The 15,719-nt window shown below is 48.5% G+C and carries 12 protein-coding genes and 4 tRNA genes; all 16 read right to left on the reverse strand.

Translation table 11 applies throughout. The features are described from left to right. Positions 1–90: 90 nt before the first annotated feature. The 16 genes from rpoC to DUW71_RS03010 all read right to left on the reverse strand — a co-directional run bounded on the left by rpoC (position 91) and on the right by DUW71_RS03010 (position 15,719). Positions 91–4,290: a DNA-directed RNA polymerase subunit beta' gene (rpoC, locus tag DUW71_RS02935; protein ID WP_119393744.1), complete on the reverse strand. Its 4,200-nt coding sequence runs from the start codon at positions 4,288–4,290 to the stop codon at positions 91–93. Positions 4,291–4,341: 51 nt separating this feature from the next. Next, positions 4,342–8,424, reverse strand: coding sequence for a DNA-directed RNA polymerase subunit beta (gene rpoB / locus DUW71_RS02940; RefSeq protein WP_119393839.1), 4,083 nt, complete (start codon positions 8,422–8,424; stop codon positions 4,342–4,344). A gap of 190 nt (positions 8,425–8,614) precedes the next feature. After that, complete coding sequence (rplL, locus tag DUW71_RS02945) at positions 8,615–8,980, reverse strand: 50S ribosomal protein L7/L12 (RefSeq protein ID WP_119393745.1); 366 nt, start codon at positions 8,978–8,980, stop codon at positions 8,615–8,617. 81 nt (positions 8,981–9,061) lie between these two features. Then, on the reverse strand, positions 9,062–9,556 hold the full coding sequence (gene rplJ, locus DUW71_RS02950) for a 50S ribosomal protein L10 (RefSeq protein WP_119393746.1): 495 nt from the start codon (positions 9,554–9,556) through the stop codon (positions 9,062–9,064). 224 nt (positions 9,557–9,780) lie between these two features. Further along, the gene (rplA, locus tag DUW71_RS02955) at positions 9,781–10,476 is read right to left on the reverse strand and encodes a 50S ribosomal protein L1 (protein WP_119393747.1); all 696 of its coding nucleotides are present in this window, start codon (positions 10,474–10,476) and stop codon (positions 9,781–9,783) included. Beyond that, positions 10,476–10,910, reverse strand: coding sequence for a 50S ribosomal protein L11 (rplK, locus tag DUW71_RS02960; RefSeq protein WP_119393748.1), 435 nt, complete (start codon positions 10,908–10,910; stop codon positions 10,476–10,478). The genes rplA and rplK overlap by 1 nt, the downstream gene beginning before the upstream one ends. A 95-nt stretch (positions 10,911–11,005) precedes the next feature. Next, on the reverse strand, positions 11,006–11,563 hold the full coding sequence (gene nusG, locus DUW71_RS02965) for a transcription termination/antitermination protein NusG (RefSeq protein WP_119393749.1): 558 nt from the start codon (positions 11,561–11,563) through the stop codon (positions 11,006–11,008). Between the two features lie 24 nt (positions 11,564–11,587). Continuing rightward, the gene (gene secE, locus DUW71_RS02970) at positions 11,588–11,953 is read right to left on the reverse strand and encodes a preprotein translocase subunit SecE (RefSeq protein WP_119393750.1); all 366 of its coding nucleotides are present in this window, start codon (positions 11,951–11,953) and stop codon (positions 11,588–11,590) included. 30 nt (positions 11,954–11,983) lie between these two features. Then, a tRNA-Trp gene (locus tag DUW71_RS02975) sits at positions 11,984–12,059 on the reverse strand. A gap of 83 nt (positions 12,060–12,142) precedes the next feature. Further along, positions 12,143–12,217 (reverse strand) — tRNA-Thr (locus DUW71_RS02980). Between the two features lie 18 nt (positions 12,218–12,235). Continuing rightward, a tRNA-Gly gene (locus DUW71_RS02985) sits at positions 12,236–12,309 on the reverse strand. 9 nt (positions 12,310–12,318) lie between these two features. Continuing rightward, positions 12,319–12,403, reverse strand: a tRNA-Tyr gene (locus tag DUW71_RS02990). Positions 12,404–12,526: 123 nt separating this feature from the next. Further along, positions 12,527–13,216 (reverse strand): hypothetical protein, encoded by a 690-nt coding sequence (locus DUW71_RS02995; protein ID WP_119393751.1) that lies wholly within the window; start codon positions 13,214–13,216, stop codon positions 12,527–12,529. Beyond that, a complete protein-coding gene (locus tag DUW71_RS03000; RefSeq protein WP_119393752.1) occupies positions 13,213–13,875 on the reverse strand; it encodes a type III pantothenate kinase in 663 nt (220 codons plus the stop codon). The genes DUW71_RS02995 and DUW71_RS03000 overlap by 4 nt, the downstream gene beginning before the upstream one ends. Next, entirely contained in the window at positions 13,859–14,821 is a 963-nt protein-coding gene (locus DUW71_RS03005) for a biotin--[acetyl-CoA-carboxylase] ligase (protein ID WP_119393753.1), read from the reverse strand. The genes DUW71_RS03000 and DUW71_RS03005 overlap by 17 nt, the downstream gene beginning before the upstream one ends. Continuing rightward, positions 14,811–15,719: a hydrogen peroxide-inducible genes activator gene (locus DUW71_RS03010; protein ID WP_119393754.1), complete on the reverse strand. Its 909-nt coding sequence runs from the start codon at positions 15,717–15,719 to the stop codon at positions 14,811–14,813. The genes DUW71_RS03005 and DUW71_RS03010 overlap by 11 nt, the downstream gene beginning before the upstream one ends.

Here is a 15,719-nt window from a genome sequence, read left to right on the forward strand (position 1 = left end):
AATATTCACGCCGGTAAAAGAAACCGCAGCATGAGGCCGCGGATTCTATGTACCGGCGAAAATTTAGTCAAGAGAAGTCGTTCAACTTTATTACTTGTTCAACGCTTCACTTAGTGCAGCTTCGACATCCGACGCCGACATTGCTGCTGGTTTATCCGCACCACGAGCACGCTGTTCTTTCTTCTTACGACGCTCATTGTGGTATGCCAAACCAGTACCTGCCGGGATCAAACGACCCACTACTACGTTTTCTTTCAGGCCGCGTAGGTAATCGCGCTTGCCGGTTACAGCACCTTCCGTCAGTACGCGAGTCGTTTCTTGGAACGATGCCGCCGACAAGAATGATTCTGTTGCCAAAGACGCTTTCGTAATACCTAGCAACTGACGCTCGAAGCGAGCCGGCATTTTGCCTTCCGCTTCCATCTTGCGGTTTTCTTCAACCACTGCAGCGTATTCTGCTTGCTCGCCTTGGATGAAGGCGGTATCACCTGGATCCAAGATGTTAACTTTACGCAACATCTGACGAACGATTACTTCGATGTGCTTATCGTTAATCGGTACACCCTGTAAGCGATATACTTCCTGAATCTCAGCAACAATATATTTCGCTAGGGCTTCCACACCACGTACACGCAGGATGTCGTGAGAGTTTAGTGGACCATCAGAGATCACCTCACCCTTCTCTACCGACTCGCCTTCAAATACGTTGATCTGGCGCCATTTAGGAATTAGCTCTTCATAGGTATCGCCTTCTTTCGGCGTAATAACCAAGCGCTTCTTGCCTTTGGTCTCTTTACCGAATGACACCACACCGCTGATTTCAGCAAGAATGGCTGACTCCTTCGGCTTACGCGCTTCGAACAAGTCAGCAACACGTGGCAGACCACCGGTAATATCTTTGTTACCTGAGCTTTCTTGTGGAACACGTGCCAGCACATCACCCACTTTCACCATAGCACCGTCGGTTAGGTTCAATGTTGCACCATCTGGCAACACTACCTGCGCTGGCTGACCATTAGCACCAATCACGTCTTCGCCGTTGCTATCAACCAGCTTGAGCATTGGACGCTGATCTTTACCCGCAGATGAACGCTCTTTTGATGGAATGACTTCAATTGTAGACATACCAGTCATGGCATCCATCTTCTTGGTGATGGTAATACCTTCTTCCATGCCAACGAACGTCACCTTACCAGTCGACTCTGAGACGATTGGTGAGGTGTGTGGATCCCATTTGGCCACTACCTGGCCGCCTTCTACAGCATCGCCATCTTTCACCGAAAGCGCTGCACCGTATGGCAGTTTATATTGCTCACGCTCACGGCCTTGTTCATCCGTTACCGCCAGCACACCAGAACGCGACACGGTTACTAGCTCACCACTTTCACGTTCAACCGTTTTAATGTTGTGGAAACGAACTTTACCGCCATTACGCACTGAAACGTTATCGACCGCTGAGCTTGCCGATGCCGCACCACCAATGTGGAACGTACGCATCGTTAGCTGTGTACCAGGCTCACCAATCGACTGAGCTGCGATAATACCAACCGCTTCACCGATGTTCGCTAGGTGACCACGTGCAAGGTCACGACCATAACACTTAGAGCACACACCATGGCGTGTTTCACAAGTGATTGCCGAGCGTACGAGCACTTCGTCAACGCCAGACTCTTCTACAAGCGCAACGGTCTTTTCATCCATCATTTCGCCAGCTGGCACGATGACTTCGTCAGTACCTGGCTTAACAATGTCTACGGCTGGTACACGACCAACAATCTGCTCACCTAGTGATACAACGATGTCACCACCGTCAATCGCTGGCGTTAACAGCACGCCATCTTCGGTGCCACAGTCGACTTCGCGAATTACCAAGTCTTGCGCTACGTCTACCAGACGACGCGTTAGGTAACCAGAGTTCGCTGTTTTTAGTGCTGTATCGGCAAGACCCTTACGCGCACCGTGGGTTGAGATGAAGTATTCACCTACCGATAGACCTTCACGGAAGTTCGCTTTAATCGGGTTTTCGATGATCGAGCCGTCCGGCTTAGCCATCAGACCACGCATACCTGCAAGCTGGCGAATCTGCGTTGCAGAACCACGCGCACCTGAGTCGGCATACATAAATACTGAGTTAAACGACTTCTGCTCTGTTTCATTGCCTTCGCGGTCAACAACAGCTTCTTTGCCGATGTTTTCCATCATGCGCTTAGCAACCTGCTCGTTGGCACGAGACCAGATGTCGATTACTTTGTTGTACTTCTCGCCGCGTGTTACCAAGCCCGATGCAAACTGGTCTTCGATTTCCGCCACTTCCGCTTCGGCTTTTTCAAGCTCTAACGCTTTCGCTTCTGGAATAACGAAGTCGTTCACACCAATCGATGAACCCGAACGCGTCGCGTAACGGAAGCCCATGTACATTACTTGGTCGGCGAAGATAACCGTTTCTTTCAGACCCACACGGTGATAGCACACATCTAACAGCTTAGAGATGGCTTTCTTAGTCATCGACTGGTTCACCATGTCAAATGGCATACCGTCTGGACAGATGTTGAATAACAACACACGGCCCACAGTCGTTTCTTCAAGCGACAGTTTTTCAATGCGCTCGCCTTCGTCAGTAATTTCTACTTGGCGAATACGAACTTTAATTTTGGCCTGCAAACCAACTTGCTTAGCACCGTATGCACGCTCTACTTCTTGCGCATCGGCAAATACCATGCCCTCGCCTTTATCGTTCACACGATCACGAGTCATCCAGTACAAGCCCAATACAACGTCTTGCGAAGGTACGATGATTGGATCACCGTTGGCTGGCGAGAGTACGTTGTTGGTCGACATCATTAGCGCACGCGCTTCCAACTGAGCTTCTAGCGTCAGTGGAATGTGTACCGCCATTTGGTCACCGTCGAAGTCAGCGTTGTAAGCCGCACACACTAGCGGGTGCAACTGAATCGCTTTACCTTCAATTAGTACCGGTTCAAACGCCTGGATACCCAAACGGTGCAGCGTTGGTGCACGGTTCAATAGTACTGGGTGCTCACGAATGACTTCGTCTAGGATATCCCATACTACTGGCTCTTCGCGCTCAACCATCTTCTTAGCAGCTTTGATCGTTGTCGCTAGACCACGTAGCTCCAGCTTGCTGTAGATGAATGGCTTAAATAGCTCAAGTGCCATCTTCTTCGGCAGACCACACTGGTGCAGGCGAAGTGATGGACCTACTACGATCACTGAACGGCCAGAGTAGTCAACACGCTTACCTAAAAGGTTCTGACGGAAACGACCCTGTTTACCTTTAATCATGTCGGCCAGTGATTTAAGTGGACGACGGTTTGAACCAGTAATCGCACGACCACGACGGCCGTTGTCTAGCAAGGCATCAACCGATTCCTGCAGCATGCGCTTTTCGTTGCGCACGATAATATCAGGGGCGGCAAGCTCAAGTAGACGCTTCAAACGGTTGTTACGGTTGATCACACGACGGTATAGATCGTTCAAATCAGACGTCGCAAAACGACCACCTTCAAGCGGTACTAACGGACGAAGATCTGGTGGCAGTACAGGTAGTACTGTCATGATCATCCACGTAGGATCATTGCCCGAACGGTGGAAGGCTTCTAGTAACTTAAGGCGCTTAGATAGCTTCTTGATCTTGGTTTCTGAGTTGGTTGCAGGAATCTCTTCGTGCAAACGCTCAATCTCACCTTCCATATCTAGGTCGGCAAGCAAACGTTTTACCGCTTCAGCACCCATCAATGCTTCGAATTCATCACCGAATTCTTCGATCGCATCATAGTATTCTTCGTCGGTTAGGAGCTGGCCTTTTTCTAAGGTAGTCATGCCAGGCTCTGTTACCACAAAGCTCTCGTAATAAAGAACGCGCTCAATATCACGAAGCGTCATGTCCAAAATCAAACCGATACGGCTCGGCAATGATTTTAGGAACCAAATGTGGGCAACCGGTGCAGCAAGTTCAATGTGACCCATGCGCTCACGACGAACTTTCGTCTGTGTTACTTCAACGCCACATTTCTCACAGATTACACCGCGGTGCTTTAAGCGCTTGTATTTACCACACAAGCACTCGTAGTCCTTCACAGGACCAAAAATACGAGCACAGAACAAACCATCACGCTCAGGCTTGAACGTGCGGTAGTTGATGGTTTCTGGCTTCTTCACTTCACCAAATGACCAAGAGCGGATCATCTCTGGCGACGCTAGACCAATACGGATCGCGTCAAACTCTTCTGCATTTGTTTGCTGTCTTAATAGACCTAACAAATCTTTCATGCTTTCACTCCAAAACTATGAGAGGCGGGCTTTGCCCGCCCGCGGTCCGTATTACTGTTCGTTTTCCAGTTCCATATCGATACCCAGTGAGCGAATCTCTTTAACGAGTACGTTAAATGATTCTGGCATACCAGGTTCCATACGGTGATCACCATCAACGATGTTCTTGTACATCTTCGTACGACCGTTGACGTCATCCGACTTAACAGTAAGCATTTCCTGCAAGGTAAAGGCGGCACCGTAAGCTTCTAGTGCCCACACCTCCATCTCACCGAAGCGCTGACCACCAAACATTGCTTTACCACCTAGTGGCTGCTGAGTAACCAAGCTATATGAACCGGTAGAGCGAGCGTGCATCTTATCGTCTACCAAGTGGTTCAACTTCAGCATGTACATGTAGCCAACAGTGGTTTCACGATCGAACGCTTCACCAGTGCGACCGTCAGTAAGCTGTACTTGACCAGAGCGAGGCAGTCCCGCCAACTCAAGAAGATCTTTTACTTCCGATTCTTTCGCGCCGTCGAATACCGGCGTCGCCACAGGTACACCTTTGCGCAAGTTATTAGCAAGCTCTTTGACTTCTTCGTCGTTCAACGAGTCCAAATCAGCTTTGTTAAAACCAGGTGCAGTGGTGTTGTACACGCGGTCTAGGAACTCACGCAGCTCGGCTACTTCTTTCTGGTCGCGGATCATTTCATTGATACGGTCACCTAGACCCATCGCAGCAGCACCTAGGTGCGTTTCCAGAATCTGACCAACGTTCATGCGCGATGGTACACCTAGCGGGTTAAGCACCACGTCTACTGGGTTACCATTGGCGTCATAAGGCATGTCTTCTACCGGAACAATTTGTGAAATAACACCCTTGTTACCGTGACGACCTGCCATCTTGTCACCAGGCTGAAGTTTACGTTTTACCGCAACGTAAACTTTAACGACTTTCAATACACCTGGTTGCAGGTCATCGCCAGTGTTCAGCTTACGACGCTTGTCTTCAAAGCGCTCTTCATGTTCAGCTTTGGTTTCTTCTAGCTTCTTCTGGCTCAGCTCTAGCTGTTCGGCTAGTGCTTCATCCGTTAGTCGCAGTTTGAACCATTCTTTACGATCTAGGTTTTCAAGGTACTGCTCGGTTAGCTTGTCGCCTTTGGCGATACCAGGACCACCGGCAACCTCTGCACCAACCAGTGCCGACTGTAGCCGTGAGTAAATTGCATCTTCAATGATGCGGAACTCAATCTTCAGGTCAGTACGGAACTTATCTAGTTCAGCTTTTTCGATATCTAGTGCACGCTGGTCTTTCTGCACACCATCACGAGTAAAGGTTTGCACGTCGATAACCGTACCGCGAGTGCTACCTTTTACGCGCATTGACGAGTCTTTTACGTCAGACGCTTTTTCACCAAAGATGGCACGCAATAGTTTTTCTTCTGGTGTTAGCTGAGTTTCGCTCTTAGGCGTTACTTTACCAACAAGAATGTCACCAGGGCCTACTTCAGCACCAATATAAACAATGCCGCTTTCGTCCAGCTTAGACAGTGCAGACTCACCAACGTTAGGGATATCAGCAGTGATTTCCTCTGGCCCAAGCTTGGTGTCACGTGCAGTACAGGTGAACTCTTGAATGTGAATCGTCGAGAAGCGATCTTCTTGAACAACACGTTCAGATATAAGGATCGAGTCCTCAAAGTTATAACCGTTCCACGGCATGAACGCGATGCGCATGTTTTGACCAAGCGCTAGCTCACCCATGTCGATAGAAGGACCATCCGCCATTACATCGCCACGAACAACAAGGTCACCTTGCTTCACCAAAGCTTTTTGGTTGATACAGGTGTTTTGGTTCGAACGGGTGTACTTGGTCAGGTTGTAGATATCTACACCCGCATCACCAGCTTCTGTCTCGTCGTCGTTTGCACGTACTACGATACGGCTAGCATCAACACTGTGAACTACACCACCGCGCTTAGCGACGACACACACACCCGAGTCCACTGCCACTGCTCGCTCAATACCAGTACCTACTACTGGCTTCTCAGCGCGCAGCGTTGGTACCGCTTGACGTTGCATGTTCGAGCCCATCAATGCGCGGTTGGCGTCATCGTGCTCGAGGAATGGAATCAATGCTGCCGCAACCGATACAACCTGGCGAGGCGATACGTCCATATACTGAACGCGATCTTTTGGCGCCATGGTGAATTCACCTTGGTCACGAACCTGCACGAGGTCTTCAGCAATATCACCTGATTCAGTTAACTTAACGTTAGCCTGAGCAATAACGTGCTGTAGCTCGTCAATTGCTGATAGATATTCAATCTGGTCTGTTACTTTACCGTCTTCAACTTTGCGGTAAGGCGTCTCAAGGAAACCAAAGCGGTTGGTACGCGCATAAGTTGCCAATGAGTTAATTAGACCAATGTTTGGACCTTCTGGGGTCTCAATTGGACACACACGACCATAGTGTGTTGGGTGTACGTCACGTACTTCAAAGCCTGCGCGCTCACGCGTTAGACCACCTGGGCCCAATGCCGATACACGACGCTTGTGCGTTACTTCCGACAGTGGGTTGTTCTGATCCATAAACTGCGACAACTGCGAGCTACCAAAGAACTCTTTGATCGCTGCGGCAACCGGCTTGGCGTTGATCAGATCCTGTGGCATTAGGCCTTCGCTTTCGGCCATAGATAGACGCTCACGTACCGCACGCTCAACACGAACCAAACCAACACGGAATTGGTTCTCAGCCATTTCACCCACTGAGCGAATACGGCGGTTACCAAGGTGGTCAATATCATCAACCGTGCCGTAGCCATTACGGATATCGATTAATGTTTTCAACACATCCATGATGTCTTGTTTGGTCAGCGTGCCTGGACCCGTTTCTTCATCGCGCATTAGGCGGCGGTTGAACTTCATACGACCAACGTTAGACAGGTCGTAGCGTTCATCCGAGAAGAACAAGTTGGCAAAAAGCGCTTCCGCCGAATCTTGTGTAGGCGGCTCACCAGGGCGCATCATGCGATAGATTTCTACTAGTGCTTCTAAGCGCGTAGAAGTAGGATCTAGGCGCAAAGTATCCGAGATGTAAGCACCACGGTCTAGATCATTGGTGTACAGCACGTCAAAGCTATTAACGCCCGCAGCAACTAGCTGCTCTAGCACTTCAGTCGTAATTTGGGTATTACACGCAACCACTACCTCGCCGGTAGCTGAATCAATAATGTCCTTGGCCAGCGTTTTGCCAATTACATATTCTTCCGGCACCTGTAGCTTATCCACATTCGCTTTTTTCAAGTCTCGAACGTGTTTGGCTGTTACACGACGGCCAGATTCAACAATGACGTTGCCATCATTGTCTTTGATATCAAATGTTGCCGATTCGCCTTTTAGACGTTCAGCAACCAACTCCATCTCGAAACCTTCGCCCGTTTTAGTGTAACGAGTGGTTTCAAAGAAGAAGTCTAAAATCTCTTCGTTACTGTAGTCGAGTGCGCGCAACAGAATGGTTGCAGGCAATTTACGACGACGGTCGATACGAACAAATACGTTGTCTTTAGGATCAAACTCAAAATCCAACCATGAACCACGGTAAGGAATCACGCGAGCCGAGAACAATAGCTTGCCCGAAGAGTGAGTTTTACCCTTGTCATGATCAAAGAACACACCAGGAGAACGGTGCAACTGAGAAACAATTACACGCTCAGTGCCGTTTACCACAAAAGTGCCGTTTTCGGTCATCAGAGGCACTTCGCCCATGAACACTTCTTGTTCTTTAATATCTTTGATTGCACGCGCAGGGCTGTCTTTATCGTAAATAATTAGACGTACTTTTACGCGCAGTGGTGCAGAGTATGTCACACCGCGTTGCTGACACTCTTTTACGTCGAACGTCGGCTGACCCATGCGGTAGCTAACGTACTCCAGTGCAGCGCTGCCTGAGTAACTCTCGATTGGAAACACTGACTTAAACGCAGCGTGAAGACCAACGTCGTTTCTCGCCGCAGGTTCTTGATCGGTTTGCAGAAACTCTCGATATGAATCGAGTTGAATAGCCAATAAGTATGGCAATTCCATGACCGGCGGCAATTTGCCGAAATCCTTACGGATGCGTTTTCTCTCAGTGTATGAGTAAGCCATCAGCATTCCCCAGCTTGATCCTGTTAAGGTCGTCAACGACCCTTCAACTCATGTGGGCTAGACCCAGTTTGAACGGGTTGACCCGTTTTTGCCCTTTGTACCTTTTGTATAAACGGCAAAAGGCCGGAGGAAAATTCCCCCAGCCAATAACAACAACCACATTATTTGGTTGTAAAAAGCTGCATGGAGATTACTTGAGCTCCACTTTAGCGCCAGCTTCTTCAAGCTTCGCTTTGATTTCTTCAGCTTCTTCTTTTGATACAGCTTCTTTAAGCGTAGCAGGTGCACCGTCAACTGCAGCTTTCGCTTCTTTCAGACCTAGGCCTGTCACTTCACGAACTGCTTTAATAGCGTTAACTTTCTTCGCACCAGCTTCTACTAGTACAACGTCAAATTCAGTTTGCTCTTCAGCAGCTTCGCCGCCTGCAGGGCCTGCAACTACTGCAGCTGCAGCAGATACACCGAATTTTTCTTCCATTGCTTCAACCAGTTCAACAACGTCTTTTACAGACATTTCGGCAACTGCATTGATGATATCGTCTTTAGTCAGAGACATGAGTCTATTCCCAAATTATTAAGGCTAGGCCTTGTGAAACTTTTTAATACTACGCCGCAATTGGTAAATCTACCAAGTTGCTTACGCAGCTTCCTGTTCTTTTTGATCGCGAACTGCGGCCAATACGCGTGCAAGTTTGCCAGCTGAAGCTTCTTTCATAACGCTCATCAGCTTTGCAATTGCTTCGTCGTAAGTTGGCAGGCTTGCCAACAACTCAACTGGAGTAACTTCGCCTTCGAATACGGCAGTTTTCAATTCCAGTTTGTCGTTACCTTTTGCAAAGTCCTTCAGGATACGGGCGCCCGCACCTGGGTGATCTGTTGCAAATGCGATTAGTGTAGGACCAACAAATGTGTCGCTTAGCAACTCATAGTCAGTGCCTTCTACTGCACGCTTGGCAAGCGTATTACGAACCACTTTGGTCCATACGCCGGCTTCACGAAGTTCGCGACGCAATGTAGTCATGTCATTCGCTTCAACGCCACGCGCGTCGGCAACAACAGCTGACAGAGCGGTTTTTGCTACTTCGTTTACCTCAGCAACAATCGCTTTTTTGCCTTCGAGATTCAGTGCCACTGTAAATCTCCCGATTTATGACTCCTAATGGAGCCGCCCAATTTACAACCCGATACTGCTAGGTTGTTCTCATTTACGGCAACAGGTCCAGCTCAAATAATTTGTGCTTGGGTCACCGTCTGCGTAGGAAATTAAGACAAGCAGCCGTCATCGATTCATAAAACCTCAAACTACTTGCCACCTACGGTCTTTGACAACTTGCTTGCGCAAGTCCCAAAGTATTCTTAGAAAGTAAGCGCACCGTGATCCAAAGTTAGACCTGGGCCCATTGTAGAGCTCACGCTAACTTTAGCGATGTAGATGCCTTTAGCAGAAGCTGGCTTCAGCTTCTTAACTTCTGTTAGCAAGGCTTCAACGTTCTGCTGAAGAGCACCTGCTTCGAAGTTCAACTTACCTACTGCAGCGTGAACAATACCAGCTTTGTCGTTACGGAAACGAACTTGACCGGCCTTAGCGTTCTTCACAGCAGTCTCAACATCAGCTGATACAGTACCAACCTTAGGGTTAGGCATTAGACCACGAGGACCTAGCACCTGACCTAGCTGACCTACAACACGCATTGCATCCGGAGAAGCAATAACGGTTTGGAAGTCTAGGTCGCCGCCTTTGATCTGCTCAGCAAGATCTTCCATACCAACAACGTCAGCACCAGCTGCTTTTGCTTTCTCAGCGTTCTCACCCTGAGTAAACACAGCAACGCGGTTAACTTTACCGGTACCATTAGGTAGCACAGTAGAACCACGAACGTTTTGGTCTGATTTACGAGCGTCGATGCCAAGATTGATTGCAATCTCAACAGACTCTTCAAATTTGGTTGTAGAAAGTTCTTTCAGCAACGCAACTGCTTCTTCGAAGCCGTATACTTTTGTGCTGTCTACTTTTTCTGCAATCGCTTTAGCGCGCTTAGTTAGCTTAGCCATTATTCAACACCCTCAACGTTCAGACCCATTGCACGAGCGCTACCAGCGATCGTACGCACAGCTGCATCCATATCGGCTGCAGTCAAGTCTGGTTGTTTAGTGGTCGCAATTTCTTCTAATTGCGCGCGAGTAACGGTGCCAACCTTGTTCTTGTTCGGCTCACCAGAACCGCTCTTGATGCCGGCTGCTTTTTTAAGCAGGATCGACGCAGGCGGAGTTTTGGTGATGAACGTAAAGCTTTTATCCGCATAAACTGTAATTACAACTGGAATCGGAAGACCCGGCTCCATTTGCTGTGTTTGTGCGTTAAATGCCTTACAGAATTCCATGATGTTTACACCGTGCTGACCCAAAGCAGGACCAACAGGTGGAGATGGATTTGCCTGACCGGCTTTTACTTGCAGCTTAATATAAGCGTCAACTTTCTTAGCCATAGTTACCTCAACTTGGGTTCAAACGCCTTGCGGCTCCCCGACGTACAAAAGCGCCGACAAACTTTGCCAGCGCCACGCTTACTCAAATTGATGACTTAAACAGTCTTTTCAACCTGAGTGAATTCTAATTCTACCGGTGTCGCTCGACCAAAGATCGATACCGACACTTGAATACGAGATTTCTCGTAATTCACTTTCTCAACTGTGCCGTTAAACTCAGCAAACGGACCTTCGGTCACGCGAACCACTTCACCTGGCTCGAAAATTGTTTTCTGCGTAGGCTTCTCAGCGCCTTCACGAACACGCGCTAAAATCGCATCAACTTCGTGCGGTTTTAAAGGCGCTGGCTTATCCGGACGACCACCAATAAAGCCCAGCACTCGCGGCGTGCTCTTCACTAGGTGCCAAGTTTCCTCAGTCATCACCATTTCTACCAGCACATAACCTGGATAGAACTTGCGCTCGCTCTTACGCTTTTTACCGTCGCGCATTTCAATTACGCTTTCGGTCGGTACTAAAATTTCGCCAAACTCAGCCTCTAGGCCTTTTAGCTTGACTTGCTCAAACAATGACGCCTGCACACGTTTCTCATAACCAGAGAACGCTTGCACCGCATACCAACGCATTGAGCTTTCTGTTTGATTCTCAGACATTGCCTTCGCCTTTGCCGTAGTCGCTTAGATCGCCAATGAAATTAGGAAACTGATAATAGAGTCAGCCAGCCACAGCACTAAAGCAACGACCAGAACAAATGCAATCACTACCAATGTAGTCTGCATTGTTTCTTGGCGCGTTGGGCGTACCATTCGGCGCACTTCAGTCCACGCTTCTTTGCGTAACTGATTTACTTCACGACCCTTTGCCGTTGTCATCGCAATGGCAACCGCAATCAAGGCCAACACTACCACGCCTGCAACACGGGCCAACAATGCAACCTCATCGTAAATTGCATTACCAACAACCGCCGCTGCAATCAGCGCAACAACTACAAACCACTTAAACCAGTCCAAAGCAGGAACCTGTGTTTTGGTTTTCGCATTCATGCATATATCCCTGGGACAACATCTAAAGAGTGGCAGGCCAGGAGGGACTCGAACCCCCAACATTCTGTTTTGGAGACAGACGCTCTACCAATTGAACTACTGGCCTACATTCGCAATGGGTTGCGGAGTTTAAATGGCTATCAACAATTAATCAAGCCCTTAACACAACCCATTCCACAAATTTTGAAATGGTGCTTACGGTGAGAATTGAACTCACGACCTCTCCCTTACCAAGGGAGTGCTCTACCCCTGAGCTACGCAAGCAAAATACGATAGAAACTCTGGAGCGGGTAGCGGGAATCGAACCCGCACCATCAGCTTGGAAGGCTGAGGTTCTACCATTGAACTATACCCGCGGAAGAAAGTGGTGGAGGGGGACGGATTCGAACCATCGAAGCATATAGCGGCAGATTTACAGTCTGCTCCCTTTGGCCACTCGGGAACCCCTCCACAGGGTCGACAGGTATTGTAGCTAAGTCCATTAACTTGTCAACAATTTCCTTTGATATCAAGCACTTAACTCATTGAGTTGGCCGTTGCCTGACAACGAGAGCGCATTCTACACAGCTAATTTCAGAATGCAACACTTTGGCAAGAATTTCTTTGCAAATTAATTTGGCCAAATTTTTGCTGAGCTGTCGCAGCCACGCGACGATATTCAACAGCTTCACTGGCCGTTAACTTTAACCAAGCAACCGTTGCTCGTTTTTCTTTCTCTAGCAACTCTGCTTTAAAACCATTGTTGTCGAGCCTAGCAATATAATTAATTGCATTATTCTTTTGCGAAAAGAACCCTAAGGATAGACCATTCTCGTAGTCATCAACCATTAAAAATGAGTCAAAACCTCTCTCAGATAACGCTGACCGCATCGCAACGGCTGCTTCATAAGACTCAAGTGGCGGCATCACAACCAGAAAGTCAGTTCCGATCACCGACTCAATTTCAATAAACTCTGCCTCAATACCTTGCTCCTGCAGCCAAATACGAAGCTCACCGGGCGCACCAGCTACACGCGAAATAAACGTACACTGCTCATCACCTGCATTTGAGCTCGCATTTGAGCTAGTGGCATCGATCGAAGGTGTCGCAGCAGGCACACTGCGCTCAGGTGCGGACCGCTCGACCCGCTGCACCAAAGAATCTTGCGCAATACTCGCTTGCACACCAGCCGTTGCTGGTGTAGAGCTTTTGCCACCCAATAGGGTTTGCGAGGCGAAGTACGCCAAGTTAACTGCCAGCAATACGTACACGATCCACTTCATTGCTTTGCCCACCAAAGCTCTAGCCCATCTAAGACTAGATTGTCGTATGTTTGCGCAGATGGCAAGTGCGGCACAAATACGTCAGCATTACCTCCGGTTAAAGCAAGCAGAGCTGGGTTATACTGGCTAACAAGTTTTTCAATTAAAGCCAATACTGCCGCGGGCATCGCCCGGCCAATGGTCGTTAACGTATTCTGACCTAGCGCCATAGTGCCATCAAAACTTGCTTGGTTTAGCCTATCAGCCTTAGTAAACAACGCATCCTGAGCAAGTTGAATACCAGGCAAGATAAATCCGCCCAGTTGCTTATCGCGAGTAAACACTTCAATTTTTATGGCGGTGCCAGCATCAACCAATATGCAACACTCCCCTTGCTGCAACCTAGGTGCAATTGCAAGCATTGCCAACCAGCGATCGACCCCAAGATCGCTTACCCGATCGTAGCAAGTTTCAAATCCGGCGAAACAATCAACAACGCCAACCTCACACCAGTGCTCAGGCGTAACAAAACGATTCGTTCGAACATTGGCGACAACAGCGAAATCTATTTTTAACAACTCTTCTTGACTGTAATTAGCTGTATTTCCTTGATAGCGCGCTTTGATTGCCGTATTACCAATATCAACAAACACTGGCGAAGTTTTATTTTGGTCGAACACTTACTTCTCCGTGCGCAATCGCACTTACTTCTCCGTCATCGTTTTCTATTAATAATGAACCTAGGTCGTCTAAACCGACAGCCTTTCCAGACTCCACCACTTCACCTGCTCTTAGCAGATTCACGTCTTTACCATGCAACCAGTCAAAGATACTCCATTTTTTTAGCAAGGCTTCTCGGCCGCCAGCTAGGTGATCGTCAACATCGGCAATAATTTGATTGAGGAGCTTTGCCAGCAACTCAGTACGGCTTATTGGCTTGGCCAACCATTCGTTGATGTGCGTTGATTGCTGAGCAATGTCCTCAGCCTTGTAACTAGCATTTACGTTCACCCCAACACCAATGACAACCTTAGCCGAGCGATCCTCCATGGTTTTAAGCTCCACTAAAATACCAGCGGCTTTTTTACCATCGATGTAAACATCGTTTGGCCATTTAAGCTGCACCGGCACACCCATGTCTCGTAATACCTGAGCAACACTTTGCCCAACGGTAAGTGACAGCGCCTGTATGGCTGATAAGTGATCCACTTGTTTAGCAATTGAAAAACTAAGATTTTGCGCCAGCGGGCTCTTCCAAACACGACCGTGACGACCCTTGCCAGCACTTTGGTGCTCAGCGAACATCAAGCTGTAGCCATCAACACTTGGGCATTCCAATAAATGACTGTTCGTGGACGGGATATCCAAGGCAAAGTCAGCAAGCTTCAACTGCTCTCGCGCTACGCCCTCGAGCAAAGCTAGCACCGCACTTCGTTCAACCAACTCCATATCTGGACTTAATCGGTAGCCCTTTCCTCGAACCCGCCAGATCTCAATTCCCCAAGATTGCAGCTGCTCAATGCACTGCCAAACCCGGGCTCGCGTCGCACCTTGCTGTTTGGCAATCTCTGAGCCGGAGTGATAGCGACCATCGCGCAGCACTTCTAATACTTGCTCAGGCGTCATTTAATAAATCTCCATCTATATTCGCCAATAGTTCAGCTAGCTGGCGAAAACCTGGTTCCCTGCCACTACCTTTACGCCAAACAAGACCTATCTCTCGATAAGCAGGCGGTTCAACGGGGCGAGAACGCAGCGGCAAAGACTTGGTAAAGCTTGAGTTAACCGACATGTCCGTTAAGTAACTAACGCCCAAATCAGACGCAACCATCTGCATGAGTGTTGTTAAACTTGTTGCGGCAAACCGAGATACCTTTTCGCTTGCCGATAGCTGACAAGCATCGAGTGCATGATCACGCATACAGTGACCATCTTCCAATAATAGGATTGAGCTATCAGGCCAAGACTGAACATCCTCATCAGGTGCTTGCTTGCGCTCAGCACTCCACACTAGATGGAAGTAGTCGCGAAACAACACAACCGTCTCGGTATGTTGAAGCTGCATAGGCAGGGCGAGCATCAATAAATCTAGTTGGCCAGCCATAAGTTGCTCATACAGCACCTGAGTTTGATCTTCGACCAGATACAACTGCAATTTTGGATAATCTTTGCGAATCGACTGCACCGCATACGGCAAAACAAATGGCGCAATGGTAGGAATTACACCCAATTTCAACGAGCCCGCTAGTGGATCTTGATGAGCCATGGCGATATCGGCAAGGTTTTCTAGCTCAGACAAACTACGTCTTGCACTGATAACCACCTGCTCACCCACCTCGGTAAACGTGAGCGAGCGATTGGTACGATCAACAAGCTGTACTCCCAACCTTTGCTCAAGCTCTTTTATCGCCAAGCTAAAAGCCGACTGAGAGACCGCACATTCGCTAGCAGCCTTGCCAAAATGACGAAAGTCATAAAGGGCCAATAAATATCTTAAGTGCTTTGTAGAAGGTAATGCGCGCAC

Origin of the sequence: Salinibius halmophilus (assembly GCF_003577475.1) — a bacterium.
Taxonomy (GTDB): Bacteria; Pseudomonadota; Gammaproteobacteria; order Pseudomonadales; family Natronospirillaceae; genus Salinibius; species Salinibius halmophilus.